The 13,210-nt window shown below is 70.8% G+C and carries 13 protein-coding genes and 1 pseudogene; 11 read left to right on the forward strand and 3 right to left on the reverse strand.

The window, feature by feature from the left end; translation table 11 throughout:
- The first annotated feature begins 222 nt into the window (after nucleotides 1–222).
- Both WBK31_RS10995 and WBK31_RS11000 read left to right on the forward strand, forming a co-directional pair.
- Entirely contained in the window at nucleotides 223–1,656 is a 1,434-nt protein-coding gene (locus tag WBK31_RS10995; protein WP_378789829.1) for a cellulase family glycosylhydrolase, read from the forward strand.
- Nucleotides 1,657–1,731: 75 nt separating this feature from the next.
- Nucleotides 1,732–2,577, forward strand: a complete 846-nt coding sequence (locus WBK31_RS11000; RefSeq protein ID WP_364067969.1) for a universal stress protein — start codon at nucleotides 1,732–1,734, stop codon at nucleotides 2,575–2,577.
- Between the two features lie 253 nt (nucleotides 2,578–2,830).
- On the opposite strand, the gene WBK31_RS11005 is transcribed toward WBK31_RS11000, so the two are convergent.
- Entirely contained in the window at nucleotides 2,831–3,421 is a 591-nt protein-coding gene (locus WBK31_RS11005) for a TetR/AcrR family transcriptional regulator (protein WP_364067967.1), read from the reverse strand.
- 123 nt (nucleotides 3,422–3,544) lie between these two features.
- On the opposite strand from WBK31_RS11005, the gene WBK31_RS11010 reads away from it, so the two are divergent.
- From WBK31_RS11010 to WBK31_RS11045, 8 genes are all read left to right on the forward strand, one after another.
- Nucleotides 3,545–3,973: a hypothetical protein gene (locus tag WBK31_RS11010; protein WP_364067966.1), complete on the forward strand. Its 429-nt coding sequence runs from the start codon at nucleotides 3,545–3,547 to the stop codon at nucleotides 3,971–3,973.
- 152 nt (nucleotides 3,974–4,125) lie between these two features.
- Nucleotides 4,126–4,533 carry a nitroreductase family deazaflavin-dependent oxidoreductase gene (locus tag WBK31_RS11015; RefSeq protein ID WP_406674757.1) on the forward strand — a complete coding sequence of 136 codons (408 nt, stop codon included), beginning with the start codon at nucleotides 4,126–4,128 and terminating at the stop codon, nucleotides 4,531–4,533.
- Between the two features lie 658 nt (nucleotides 4,534–5,191).
- Nucleotides 5,192–5,512 carry a DUF3040 domain-containing protein gene (locus WBK31_RS11020; protein ID WP_406674758.1) on the forward strand — a complete coding sequence of 107 codons (321 nt, stop codon included), beginning with the start codon at nucleotides 5,192–5,194 and terminating at the stop codon, nucleotides 5,510–5,512.
- A gap of 167 nt (nucleotides 5,513–5,679) precedes the next feature.
- Nucleotides 5,680–6,687: a LacI family DNA-binding transcriptional regulator gene (locus WBK31_RS11025; RefSeq protein ID WP_364067963.1), complete on the forward strand. Its 1,008-nt coding sequence runs from the start codon at nucleotides 5,680–5,682 to the stop codon at nucleotides 6,685–6,687.
- Nucleotides 6,688–6,704: 17 nt separating this feature from the next.
- Entirely contained in the window at nucleotides 6,705–8,273 is a 1,569-nt protein-coding gene (locus WBK31_RS11030; RefSeq protein WP_406675476.1) for an FAD-dependent oxidoreductase, read from the forward strand.
- 12 nt (nucleotides 8,274–8,285) lie between these two features.
- Nucleotides 8,286–9,506, forward strand: coding sequence for a sugar ABC transporter substrate-binding protein (locus tag WBK31_RS11035; protein ID WP_364067962.1), 1,221 nt, complete (start codon nucleotides 8,286–8,288; stop codon nucleotides 9,504–9,506).
- A 2-nt stretch (nucleotides 9,507–9,508) separates the two neighbouring features.
- Nucleotides 9,509–10,426 (forward strand): sugar ABC transporter permease, encoded by a 918-nt coding sequence (locus WBK31_RS11040; RefSeq protein ID WP_364067961.1) that lies wholly within the window; start codon nucleotides 9,509–9,511, stop codon nucleotides 10,424–10,426.
- A complete protein-coding gene (locus WBK31_RS11045) occupies nucleotides 10,416–11,234 on the forward strand; it encodes a carbohydrate ABC transporter permease (RefSeq protein WP_364067960.1) in 819 nt (272 codons plus the stop codon). The genes WBK31_RS11040 and WBK31_RS11045 overlap by 11 nt, the downstream gene beginning before the upstream one ends.
- Before the next feature lie 261 nt (nucleotides 11,235–11,495).
- Here WBK31_RS11045 and WBK31_RS11050 read toward each other — a convergent pair.
- Nucleotides 11,496–11,663: pseudogene (locus tag WBK31_RS11050) on the reverse strand (FAD-binding oxidoreductase); the annotation flags it as partial.
- Between the two features lie 88 nt (nucleotides 11,664–11,751).
- The gene (locus WBK31_RS11055; RefSeq protein ID WP_364067959.1) at nucleotides 11,752–12,645 is read right to left on the reverse strand and encodes an LLM class flavin-dependent oxidoreductase; all 894 of its coding nucleotides are present in this window, start codon (nucleotides 12,643–12,645) and stop codon (nucleotides 11,752–11,754) included.
- 64 nt (nucleotides 12,646–12,709) lie between these two features.
- Between WBK31_RS11055 and WBK31_RS11060 the strand changes: the two genes are divergently transcribed.
- A complete protein-coding gene (locus tag WBK31_RS11060; protein ID WP_406674759.1) occupies nucleotides 12,710–13,063 on the forward strand; it encodes a winged helix-turn-helix transcriptional regulator in 354 nt (117 codons plus the stop codon).
- The last annotated feature ends 147 nt before the right edge of the window (nucleotides 13,064–13,210 follow it).

Raw genomic sequence — 13,210 nt, forward strand, 5'->3', positions numbered from 1 at the left:
CCTGGGCCATATCCGATACGGACCGGCAGCATCTGGGTTCGCCGTGCCCCTCCCACCCCGAAGGACGGAACCCCGCTACTCCCTTCGCTTGGTGTGTCCGCCTTCGCCAGATGCGGGCCCCATCACCCGGGTTTTCTGAGAATTGGGCCTTGTGTGAGGTCGGGTGTCAACTTATGCTGCGCCGGAAGTTAAGAAACTTTCCTAACGGAAACGGAGTCGTTCGTGAGGAGAAGCGCACGTGCGGGCCTCGTCGCAGTCCTGGCCGCGCTGATGGTGCCGCTCTCGGCGCCGTCGGGCGCGAGCGCGGCGGCCGCCGACCCCCTGGTCTCGCAGGGTAAGACGGCGACGGCCTCCTCCGTCGAGGCGGCGGGACTGGAGCCGGGTAAGGCGGTGGACGGCAGCACCGCCACGCGGTGGGCCAGCGCCGAGGGTGCGGACCCGCAGTGGATCCGGGTGGACCTCGGCTCCACGCACACCGTCTCCCGGGTACGGCTGGTCTGGGAGGCCGCGTACGCCACGGCCTACCGCGTGCAGACCTCGCCCGACGGATCCACCTGGACCGACGTCTACTCGACCACCACCGGCGACGGCGGCACCGACGATCTCACGGTCAGCGGCACCGGCCGCTACGTCCGCGTGTACGGCACCCAGCGCGGCACACCCTGGGGCTACAGCCTGTGGGAGCTGGAGGTCTACGGCACGCCCACCGGCGGCGGCGGGGGCACCCCGGTCGAGGCGAACGGCCAGCTGAGGGTGTGCGGCATCAAGCTCTGCAACGAGCACGGCAAGCAGATCCAGCTGCGCGGCATGAGCAGCCACGGCATCCAGTGGTACCCGCAGTGCCTCACCGACGCCTCGCTCGACGCCCTGGCCGGCGACTGGAAGGCCGACGTGCTGCGCATCTCGATGTACATCCAGGAGGACGGGTACGAGACCAACCCCCGCCTGTTCACCGACCGGGTGCACAACCTGATCGAGATGGCCACCGCCCGCGGCATGTACGCGATCGTCGACTGGCACATGCTCGACCCCGGCGACCCGATGTACAACCTCGGCAGGGCCAAGACGTTCTTCACGGAGATCGCCCAGCGCCACAACGGCAAGAAGAACGTTCTGTACGAGATCGCCAACGAGCCGAACGGCGACTCCGTCACCTGGGCCGTCATCCGCGACTACGCGCACCAGCTCATCCCGGTGATCAGGCAGTACGACCCGGACGCGCCGATCCTGATCGGCACCCGCGCGTGGTCGTCGCTCGGCGTCTCGGCCGGCTCGGACGAGACCGAGATCGTCAGCAACCCGGTCAACGCCGACAACATCATGTACACGTTCCACTTCTACGCGGCCTCGCACGGCACCGAATACCTGAACACCCTCTCCCGCGCCGCCGACCGGCTGCCCATCTTCGTCACCGAGTTCGGGACGCAGAGCGCCTCCGGCGACGGGGCGAACAACTTCACCAGGTCACAGCAATACCTCGACCTGCTGGCCCAGAAGAAGATCAGCTGGGTGAACTGGAACTTCTCCGACGACTTCCGCTCCGGCGCGGTCTTCACCACCGGCACCTGCCCGAACGGCCCGTTCGCCGGAACGAGCAGGCTGAAGGAGGCCGGCGTGTGGATCCGCGACAGGATCCGCACCCCCGACGACTTCTGACCCGCACGTGACCTGGGGCCCTGTCTTCGCGGCCGTTCTTGAGGTGCGATGGGAGGTGAGCGAAGGAGGACAAGCATGATCATCGTTGGTGTCGATGGCTCCGACGCCGCCCGCGCGGCCGTGGAGTGGGCCGCGGACGACGCCTTCCGCAGGGGTTCGGCGCTGCGGCTCGTGCACGCGGCCGACACCTCGTGGTACCTCGTCGGCGCCCGCCCCGACGCCACGCTGTCGGAGAAGGTGCTGCGCGAGGGGCGGCGGGTGCTGGACGAGGCCGAGGCGCTGGTCCGGGAGCGGCGGCCGTCCGTCGAGGTGGTCACGCACGAGGTGGAGGGCGAGCCCGTCGCCGTCCTGCGCGACCAGGCCGAGGAGGACGGCGCCGAGGCGCTGGTCGTCGGCAGCCGCGGGCTCGGCGGGTTCTCCGGCGCGCTGCTCGGCTCGGTCGGCGCGAGCCTGGCCGGTCACCTCCGCTGCCCCGTCGTGGTGGTACGCGAGGGGCGGCGGCAGGAACGCGGCGAGGTCGTGGCCGGGGTGGACGACGCGCCCGAGTGCGAGGCGGCCCTGGCCTACGCCTTCGAACAGGCCGCGGCACGCGGCGCCACGCTCAGAGCCGTCCACGCCTGGCAGCTTCCCGCCCTGTACACGCCTGAGGCCCCGTTCACCATGGACGAGGTGCGCACCGCGCAGCAGCAGGTCGTACGGGACCGGCTGAAGCGGCTCAAGGAGGCCCACCCGCAGGTCACGGTCGTCGAGGACGTGCGACGAGCGCATCCGGTCGATGCGCTCGTCGCCGCCTCACGGGAGGCGGACCTGCTGGTCGTCGGCTCGCAGGGCCGGGGCGCGCTCGGCTCGGCCCTGCTCGGCTCGGTCAGCAGGAACGTGCTGCATCACGTGTCCTGCCCGGTGGCCGTCGTCCGCCCTTGAGGGCTCGGACGGTCAGCGGGCGGCCCGTTCTCGCCGGACGGCCGGGTGTCGTCCGGCGAGCGTGCACGGCCGTACGGGCGAGCCCGCGGCAGCCCGGCGCCTGCGGTTGCCGCGGAACTCCATCACCAGGGTCTCGCCCGGCCGGATGTGCCACGGGTCGACGTGGATCGTCCGCAGGCCGGCCGGGCGGGCGGCCTGGCGGGGCGGAAGTTCGCGGTCTCCGCTCCCGCACGCGCGGAGATCTCCCGCGCGATCATGAGGAGGACGCGCTGAGCACGTCGCGCAGGGGGCGCAGGCCGTCCTCCACGTAGGTGGCGATGGGGCGGTCGCTGCCGTTCAGATACCACTGTTCGAGCGCGGCGAAGTAGCCGAACGCGAGGGCGTTGGCGATCACCCTGGCCTGCGTCTCGTTCACCTTGCCCGTCTTGGTGATCAGCGGGGCGATGCGCTGCCCGGCCTGGTCGAGGGTGGCGCAGACGGCCATGCGCACCGAGGGCGTGGCGAAGAAGTAGCGGACCCGCCGCCACGGGCCCTTGCCGGCCTGCCGCTCCTCGCGCGGGGCCTCGTACGCGCGGACGGCCTGCACCAGGCTGCCCACCGGGTCGGCCGGGTCGAAGATGGCGGCCAGCGCCTCGGGGCTCATGGCGTCGAACTCGATGTCGGTGACCACGATGCCCTCTTTGGTGCCGAAGATCCGGTAGACCGTCGAGGGCGAGACCTCGGCGGCCGCCGCGATCTCCTCGATGGTGACAGCGTCGAATCCACGCTCGTCGAACAGGTCGAGGGCGTGTTCCTGGATGGCGCGCATGGCCTTGAGTCGCCAGCGCTCGCGAAGCCCGCTCATGCACTCACCTTATCAGCAAGTCACTGTCTCAAGCATGTCGCTGTCTCTAGAAATTGACTTTCTAAAACTTGCGTGCTTAGAGTCACTTGCTCCAGACAGTCACTTTCTGAAAGGGGTCATGCCATGACCACGCCACGCGGCCGGGCCGTCCCGGCGCTGCTGTACGTGGGCGCGGCGCTCACCGCGATCGCCGCCCTGCTTCCGTTCTTCGCCAAGGGGACGCTCGCCGACCACATCAGGGCCGGTTACCCCGCCTACACGCCCGGCGAGATCGACGCCGCCGTCAACGCGTACCTGATCATCCTCGGCACCATCGGGTTCCTGGGGCTGCTCGGCTGGTTCAGCACGGTCTGGGCCGTCAACGCCGGGAAGGACTGGGCGATCTGGATGGCCGTCGGGCTGCTGGTGATCGCACTGCTCATCGCGATCGCCGGGCTGACCGTGAAGGACAACTCGGGCGATGTCGGCCTGGCGCCGCTGTTCGGCTGGCTGCTGGCCCTGCCGTGCGTTCCCGGGCTCGCCGCGGTCGCGCTGTGGAGAAGGGCGCGATGACGCAGAAGATCACACGAGGTCAGGGCGGCACGGGCGACTTGGGGAGGAGTCCAGGCGGTCCGGGCGGCTTGATCGGTGTCGTGGCACGCGCGGCCGGAGCGCTCAAGCGGGCGATGTACAGGGGCGATCGTCCGAACGCGTTCATGCGGCTCGTGAACAGGCTCGACGCACTGATGTACGGGGCCGGGTGGCTGACGCCGAGCCAGGCCGCCGTGCTGAAGGTGGTCGGGCGGCGCAGCGGGGCCGTCACGTCGGTGCCGGTCGCGGTCGCCCGCCACGGCGGCGGGGAGTACCTCGTCTCGATGCTCGGGTCGAAGGCGAGCTGGGTGCTGAACGTGCAGGCAGCCGGTGGCGCGGCCGTACTGCGCCGCCGGGGCCGCGACCAGCCGATCATGCTGCGCGAGGTCCCCGTCGGGCAGCGCGCGGAGATCCTGCGCCGGTACGTCGCCATCGCCCCCGGCGCCCGCCCCCACGTGGGGCTGGGCCCGGATGCGCCGCTGGCGTCCTTCCGCCGCATCGAAGACCGCCACCCGGTGTACCGCATCTACGACCGCCCCTGAGAGGTAGCCTGCCGCCACGGCAACCCCTGCCGCGCCCCCGCCCACCGCGCTCCATGCCGCGACCACGTGGTCGCCCTGCCGTCGTGACCACGTGGTCGGCTCGGCGCGGCCACCCGCCGTCCCGGCCGTTCCCCGGCCGCGACCATCCCCCCAGGCGCCACAGCCTCTGAGGCGCCGGGGCTCCTCCGCCGCTGCGACCGCCTTCTGGAGGGTGGCGCCCTGGCTTCGCCGCCGGAGCCCGCCCGAAAGAGGCGGAGATTTCGGGTGGCGCCGCAGGAGCCCACAGGGCGCTTCTCACACCGGCCCCCGCAGCCGGCGAGGCGCGCGCAGGGCGACAGGCCGGCGGCTCGCCGCGGACGCCCCGGCCGCCGCCTGCCCGCCCTGCCGAGCGGCCGATCCGGCGCACACTCGCATTCCCCTACAACGTCTGGCATACCGCCCGAAAGGGCATGAAGGTCTCTGTGGATGATCCGTGGGGCCCCGGCGACTCACGCGTACGGGCCGCCGCTCACTCGAACGGGCCGCCGCCTGCCCGCAGCCGCCGTGCCGCCCCTCCGCTTCCCGCGGCACGACCACCACACCTCCGGACGTGAGCACCCCGGCGGCGGCGAGCGCGGCCGAGCGGACCACAATTGACGATGTAGGGCGGTGATGAGCGATGCACCTGTCGGACCGGGAACGCCGGATCCTCGCCGAGATCGAGATGGCGCTGCGCAGGAGCGATCGTGCCTTCGCCCGCCGCATCGACGCGCTCAACGCCGCCGCCGCCCGCCGCAAGAGGGTGTACCGCTTCGGCCCGGGGACCAGCCGCAAGGAGATCGCGGGCCTGCTGGCGGCGGTCGCCGTCCTGACCTTGTTGATGGTGTTCCTGGTCGTCTTCACCGGGCACGCGTCGTCGCCCGCGCCGTCCGGCCCGTCGCCCGCCCCGTCGCAGCCCGTCACGGTGCAGGCGCCCCTGCACGAGGCCGGCGGCCGCTGAGCGGTCCCCGATCTCACAGAACGGCTCTCACAGAACGGCCGCGATCGCCCAGGAGACCTCCTGCCGATCTGCTAATACGAATTATTACTGGGCCATCACCTCTTGACGGCAAGCACGGCAAGGTCCCACACTCGTTGGCTAATGCGCATTAGCGAGGAGACCCAACCGTGGCAAGACGCCTGACCCAGCAGGACATCGCCCGCATGGCGGGAGTGAGCCAGACCACCGTGTCGCTGGTGCTCAACAATCGCGCCGACAGCGAGGTGCGCATCTCGCCCGAGACCCGGCAACGGGTGCTGCGGGTGATCAGGGAGACCGGCTACATCGCCGACCCCGCGGCCCGCAGGCTCGCCGAGGGACGCAACCGCATACTCGGCGTCTTCACCTACGAGGCGGTCTTCCCCGCCACCAGCGCCGACTTCTACCACCCGTTCCTGGTCGGCATCGAGGAGTGCGCTGAGGAGGTCGGCTGCGACCTGCTGCTGTTCACCAGCGCGCGGGCCTCGGGCGGCGGGCGGCGGCGGATCTTCAACGAGGACAGCCGGGTACGGCTCGCCGACGGGTGCGTGCTGCTCGGCCGCATGGTCGACCGCGACGACCTGGCCAGGCTGATCGCCGACCAGATCCCGTTCGTGTCCGTCGGCCGCCGCGACGACGCCGGCGGGCCCGTCCCGTACGTCGGCGCCGACTACCCCACGGCCACCCGCGCGCTGGTGGAACGGGCGGTGCGGCTCGGGCACCGCAGGCTCGTCTACGTCGGCACCGGGGGAGGGGCCGAGTCCACGGCCGACCGGTACGCCGGCTTCCGCGCCGCCGTCGCGGAGTTCGACGTGGAAGGGCTCCACCTGGCTCCGGACGTGTCCGATCTCCTCGACGCCGTACGCGACACCGGCGCCACCGCCGCCTTCTTCGAAGAGCAGGCCGACGCGGTCCTCTTCGTCCAGGCGGCAAAGGAACGCGGCCTCGCGATCCCCGGTGACCTGTCCCTGGTCACGCTCGGCTCGGCGACCCGCCCCGTGCACACCGACATCGACTTCACCGGCTTCCTCATCCCCCGCCGCGAGATGGGCCGCAGGGCCGTCGAGCTGCTGACCGGGGTGATCGAGTCCGGCGGCACACCCCAGGAACTCCTGCCCTGCGAGCTGATCGAGGGCTCCACACTGATCGGAAGGTGACCCCTCACGTGGTCGAGATGAAAGCGGACGCGGTCGTGGTCGGCGGCGGGCTGGGCGGCGTGGCCGCCGCGCTGGCCCTGCTGCGGGCGGGCCGCACGGTGCTGCTGTCGGAGGAGTACGCCTGGCTGGGCGGCCAGCTCACCAGCCAGGCCGTGCCGCCGGACGAGCACTCCTGGGTGGAGCGCTTCGGCGTCACCGCGAGCTACCGGGCGCTGCGCGACGGCATCCGCCAGTACTACCGCGACCATTACCCGCTCACCCCTGCCGCCAGGGCCAAGCGGGACCTGAACCCCGGCGGCGGCCACGTGAGCAGGCTCTGTCACGAGCCGCGCGTCGCGGTCGCCGTCATCGAGGCCATGCTCGCGCCCTACCGGGGCTGCGGCAGGCTGCGGGTGCTGCAGCCGTACCGGCCGATCGCGGCCTCCTACGACGGCGACCGGGTGAGCGCGGTGCTGCTCAGCGGCGAGGGGCGCGAGGTGTGGGCGAGCGCCCCGTACATCATCGACGCCACCGAGACCGGCGAGCTGCTGCCGCTGACCGGCACCGAGTACGTCACCGGCTTCGAGTCGCAGGCCGACACCGGCGAGCCCAGCGCCCCCAGCGAGGCGCAGCCGCTCAACATGCAGGCCATCTCGGTGTGCTTCGCCATCGACCACGTGGACGGCGACCACACGATCGACAAGCCGGAGTCGTACGACTTCTGGCGTGAGTACCAGCCGCCGTTCTGGGGCGACAAGCTGCTGTCGTGGCGCTGCCCCCACCCGCGCACGCTGGAGATCGTCGAACGCGCCTTCACCCCCAACCCCGACGACGACCCGCTGCTCGTCGAGGCGGACCAGCGGGTCAACCCGGGCGACGCCAACCTGTGGACGTTCCGGCGGATCGCCGCGCGCAAGACGTTCGTCGAAGGCGCGTACGAAAGCGACATCACGCTGGTCAACTGGCCGATGATCGACTACCTGGAGGGCCCGGTCATCGACGTGCCGGACGCCGAGCGGCACCTGAAGGCCGCCCGCGAGCTGTCGCTGTCGGTGCTGTACTGGATGCAGACCGAGGCCGGCTTCCCCGGGCTGCGGCTGCGCGGCGACATCACCGGCAGCGCCGACGGTCTCGCCCAGGCGCCCTACATCCGCGAGTCGCGCCGCATCAAGGCCCTCTACACGGTGGTCGAGCAGGACCTGTCGTACGCGGTGCGCGGCGACAGGGGTGCGGTCAGCTACCCCGACTCGGTCGGCGTCGGCATGTACCGGATCGACCTGCACCCGTCGACCGGCGGCGACAACTACATCGACGTGGCGAGCTGCCCGTTCGAGATCCCGCTCGGCGCGCTGATCCCGCAGCGCATGACGAACCTGCTGCCCGCCTCCAAGAACATCGGCACCACCCACATCACCAACGGCGCCTACCGGCTGCACCCGGTCGAGTGGAACATCGGCGAGGCCGCGGGCGCCCTGGCGGCGTTCTGCCTCGACCACGGCACCACGCCGCACGCCGTACGAGAGAGCGAGTCCCTGCTCGCCGACTTCCAGCACAGGCTCACCCGGGACGGCGTCGAGCTGCGCTGGCCCGCTGTCACCGCGTATTAGGGAGACCCCGCCATGAGGGCATTGATCCCCGCCGTCGCCCTGCTCACCCTGGCCGCCGCCTGCGGAAGCGGCGCGGAGCAGACCGCGCAGTCCGGCCCCGCGACACTGCGCATGTCGATCTGGACGGCCAACGAGGACCATCTCAAGCTCTTCAACGAGATCGCCGCCGGCTACACCAAGGCCAAGGTGACGTTCGAGTCGATCCCGATCGACAGCTACACCACCACGCTCACCACGCAGATCGCCGGCGGCAAGGCGCCCGACCTGGCCTGGATCCTGGAGGGCTCGGCCCCCGACTTCGTCGAGTCCGGCGCGCTCGCGCCGCTGTCGAGCAAGATCCAGAACGCCGCCGAGCTGGCGCCCGCCGCGACCCGGCTGTGGCAGAAGGACGGCGAGCTGTACGCCTACCCGTTCTCCACCTCGCCGTTCGGCGTGTTCGTCAACACCGATCTGCTGCGCGAGGCCGGCAAAAAGGTGCCCGCCAAGGGCTGGACCTGGCAGGAGGCCATGGACGCGGCCGCCGCCGTGGCGAAGAAGGGCAAGGCCGGGCTGATCGTCGGCGACTGGGACTACAAGAACTGGACCAACCTCGCCACCCTGTGGGAGGGCTGGGGCGCCAAGGCGTGGAGCGAGGACGGCGCGACCTGCGGCTTCAACCAGCCGCCGATGGTCGAGGCGATGACGTTCCTGCACAAGTCGATCTTCACGGACAAGGCGCTGCCCGGCCCCGGCGAGACCGTCGACTTCTACTCCGGCGACGCCGCCATGATCGTCACTCAGATCTCGCGGGCGAGCCTGCTCAAGGACGCGACGTTCGACTGGACGCTGCTGCCGCTGCCGCACGGCCCCGCAGGGGAGTACTCCGTGATCGGGCAGGCCGGCATCGGCGTCATCAAGAAGTCGCCCAACGCCGAGCTGGCCGCCGACTTCCTCGGCTACTTCACCAATGCCGAGAACTCCGCCAAGCTCGCCCAGTACTTCCCGCCCGCCCGCACCTCGCAGCTCAACGTCGAGACGCTGGCCAAGTCGAACCCGCTGCTCAAGCCCGAGCAGCTGCAGGCCGTCGTCATCGACGGCATCCCCAACGGCGTGGTCAAGCCCAGCCACAAGGGCCAGGAGGAGCTCATCCAGACCGCCCGCGCCGCACTCGACCCGCTCTGGCAGCCCGGCGCCGACGTCAAGGCGGTGCTCGACGGCGTGTGTACGAAGATCCAGCCGCTGCTGGGGTCGTAACGATGGCCGTGCTCACCGCCGCGAAGGCCGGGAGCCGCAGCGCGAGCCGCTTCTGGACCGTGCGGCGCCGCGACAACCTCGTCGGCTACCTGCTCATCGCCCCGCAGCTCGCCGGCAGCGTGCTGTTCGTGCTGCTGCCGCTGGCGCTGGTCGGCTGGTTCAGCCTCAACGAGTGGAACGTCCTGGCCGGCACGTTCGAGTACGTCGGCCTGGACAACTACGCCAGGCTGGCCGCCGACCCGGCGCTGCGCGACTCGCTGACCGCGACCGCGATCTTCTCCGCCGGGCTCGTCACGCTCAACCTGACCCTCGCCCTGCTGCTCGCGGTGCTGCTCAACCAGAAGCTGCGCGGCACCGTGGTCTTCCGCGCGCTGTTCTTCTCACCGGTGCTGGTGTCGCTGGTGGCCTGGACGATCGTCTGGCAGTTCCTGCTCCAGCCGAACGGCGGCATCAACGCTCTCTTCGGGGGCGGGCCCAACTGGCTGCGCGGCTCGGGCACAGCGATGCTGTCGGTCATCGTCGTCCAGGTGATCAAGAACGTCGGCCTCAACATGGTGCTCTTCCTGGCCGCGCTGCAGGGCGTGCCGAAGCAGCTCTACGAGGCCGCCCAGCTCGACGGGGCCGGCGCCTGGACCAGGTTCCGCCGCATCACGGTGCCGCTCATCAGCCCGACGATCCTGCTCACCTCGATCATCACGGTGGTCGGCTCGCTCCAGGTGTTCGCCCAGATCGCCGTGCTCACCCAGGGCGGCCCCGGCACCTCCACCACCGTCCTCGTCTACTACCTCTACCAGCAGGCCTTCCCGTTTCACCATTTCGGGTACGGCGCGACGATCTCCGTGCTGCTGTTCCTCATCGTCGGTGCGCTGACGCTCGTGCAGTGGCGGATGCGGAGGAAGTGGGTCCACCTTGAGACGTAAGCTCATCCTGTACGCGGTGCTGTGCGTGCTCTGCGTGCCGTTCGTCTTCCCGACCTGGTGGATGATCACCACGTCGATGAAGCCCATCAGCGAGGTCTTCGACTTCTCCCTCATCCCCCAGGTGTGGGACCTGTCCAGCTACGCCCGCGTCTTCGAGATGCAGCCGTTCGGGCAGCAGTACCTCAACAGCCTCTACATCGCCGCCGTGGTCACCGCCGGCACGATGGCGGTGGCCGCGATGGCCGGGTACGCCTTCGCCCGCATCCGCTTCCCCGGCCAGAACGTGCTCTTCGTCGTCGTCCTGGTGGGCCTGCTCATCCCGAGCGAGGTCACGATCGTGCCGCTGTTTCAGATGTTCAACCGGCTCGGCCTGATCAACACCCACTGGCCGCTGATCGTCGTGCCGATCCTGGGCGCGCCGAGCGTGCTGGCCACGTTCATCATGCGGCAGTTCTTCCTCACGCTGCCCGGCGAGCTGGAGGAGGCCGCCAGAGTGGACGGCCTGGGCCGCTTCGGCACCTTCTACCGGGTCGCGCTGCCGCTGGCCAGGCCCGCGCTCGGCGCGGTGGCGATCTTCACGTTCCTGCACTCGTGGAACCTGTACCTGGAGCCGATCGTGTACCTGTCGACGCCCGACATGTTCACGCTGCCCCAGGCGCTCACCCAGTTCGTCGACGCCTACGGCGGACCCCTCTGGAACGTGCAGCTCGCCGCCGCCTCGATGACCGCCGTACCGATCCTGGTGGTCTTCGTCCTCGCCCAGCGCCACTTCATCGAGGGCCTCGCCCACACCGGGCTCAAGGGCTGACCGCGGATCCGCTCCCGCCGCCGCGTCCTCGTCGGTCATGGCTCTCAGCAGCCCGTTGGTGGTGGTGTTCGGCTGCCGGCCGATGTGGGGGTGCAGGTGCGCGGTGGAGACCAGCGCCGGGTACGGCGCGAGCTGCGCGTGCCGGTCGAGCATGGGCCCGATGCCCAGCAGCGGCTCGACCGCCGCCCACAGCAGGTCGGGCTCGTGCCCGGCCTCGACCCGGACCAGCCGCGCCTCCCGGTCGAGCACCTCGATCCGGTTCATCGCGGACAGGTCGATGACGATGCCGCCGTCGTTCGACGACCGCCCCGACAGGCCGTGCCCGCCGCTGCGCACCGACAGCGCTAACCCCTGCTCGCGCGCGTAGCGCAGCGCGGCGGCCACCTCCCCGGCGCTCTCGGGCAGCAGCACCGCGGCGGGGCTCGACACGGCGGTGTACGTGGAGCGCAGCAGCGCGTACCGCCGGTCGCCGGGCGTGACGACCTGCCCCGCAGCCCGGGCGGGACCGGCGTGAGGCTCATCGCCGCCCCCTGGCCACCTGCTCGCGTACGGCCGGCACGACCTCCGCCGCGAACACCTCAAGCTGCGCCAGATGGTCGGACACCGGCCAGAAGATGAACGTGTCGAAGCCAAGCTCGAGCGCCCACCTGGTGAGCGTGTCCGTCCACAGGCGTACGTCGCCCGCCAGGCCGTGCCCGCCGCGCACGTCGCCGATCGTGCCGAGCACGTTGTACGCCCGCCGGATCGCGGCCGGGTCGCGCCCGGCGGCGCGGGCCGCCTCGTCGATGAGCTTCTGCTTGCCGGGCACCTCGTCAGGGGCGACGTAGATGTTCATCGGCGAGATCCAGCCGTCGGCGGCCCTGCCGGTCACGCCCAGCATCTTCGGCTTCATGCTGCCCAGCCACAGCGGAACGGGGGAGGGCGGCACCGGGCCCGCCTGGTAGCCCTCGACGTCGTGGTGCTCGCTGCGCAGCCGCACAACGCCGCCCGCCAGCGCCGCCCGCAGGATGTGCAGCGACTCCTCCGTGTAGGCGACCATCTGCGCGCCGGTGCGCCGTCCACCGCCCATGCTGGTGATCGCGTCGGCGAACCCGCCGCCGCCCACGCCCAGCACCAGCCGGCCGCCGGACAGCACGCCGAGCGAGGCCGCGGCCTTGGCCAGCATCGCCGGCGGGCGCAACTGCAGGTCGGCCACATCGGTCAGCAACGACACGCGCCGGGTCACCGCCGCCACATGCGTGATCCACGTGAGCGTCTCAAGGTGTCCGGGCTGGTACGGGTGGTCCTGAACGGCCAGGTAGTCGATCCCGTTCTCGTCGGCGACGGCCGCCATGCGCAGGCTCTCGGAGAGCCGGTGCACGCCGGGGTCGAGGCTCACACCGAAGGAGAGGTCATGTCCGTAGTCAGTCATGCCTCCATGCTCCGGACGGCGGCGCTTCTGGGCAAAGGTCAGGTTAGGTACTAATCTTGAGTAAGTGACCACCGCATTCCAGCCTCGCGACCCGATGATCCACGAGCCGAGCTGCCGCAGCTTCCAGAACATCATGGAGACCGTCGGCCGCCGCTGGACCAGCGCGATCCTGCTGGCCGGGCAGCGCGGCGCGCGCCGCTTCGGCGAATACCGCCTGTCGGTGCCGGGCATCTCCGACCGGCTGCTCGCCCAGCGGCTCAAGGAGCTCGAAGCCGAGGGGTTGATGGTGCGTACGGTGATCCCCACCACGCCGGTGCAGGTCCGCTACGAGCTGTCGCCCGACGGCGAGGAGCTGATGCGGCTCCTGCAACCCCTGGTGGAGTGGGGCCACCGCCGCGCCACCGCCGCAGCGAGCTGACCCCCGCGCCGAGGCGGGCCGATCCCTGCCTGGGGCGGCCGAACTGCGCCGGGGCGGGCCGATCCGCGCCTGCTGCTGCCGCTGAGCGGGCTCAGCCACCGGGCGATCGAGCCGCCCACGCAGCGCCTCGGCCACCGCCTGATCGGC

Source organism: Nonomuraea sp. N2-4H (assembly GCF_045291505.1).
In the GTDB taxonomy this organism is placed as follows: Bacteria; Actinomycetota; Actinomycetes; order Streptosporangiales; family Streptosporangiaceae; genus Nonomuraea; species Nonomuraea fastidiosa.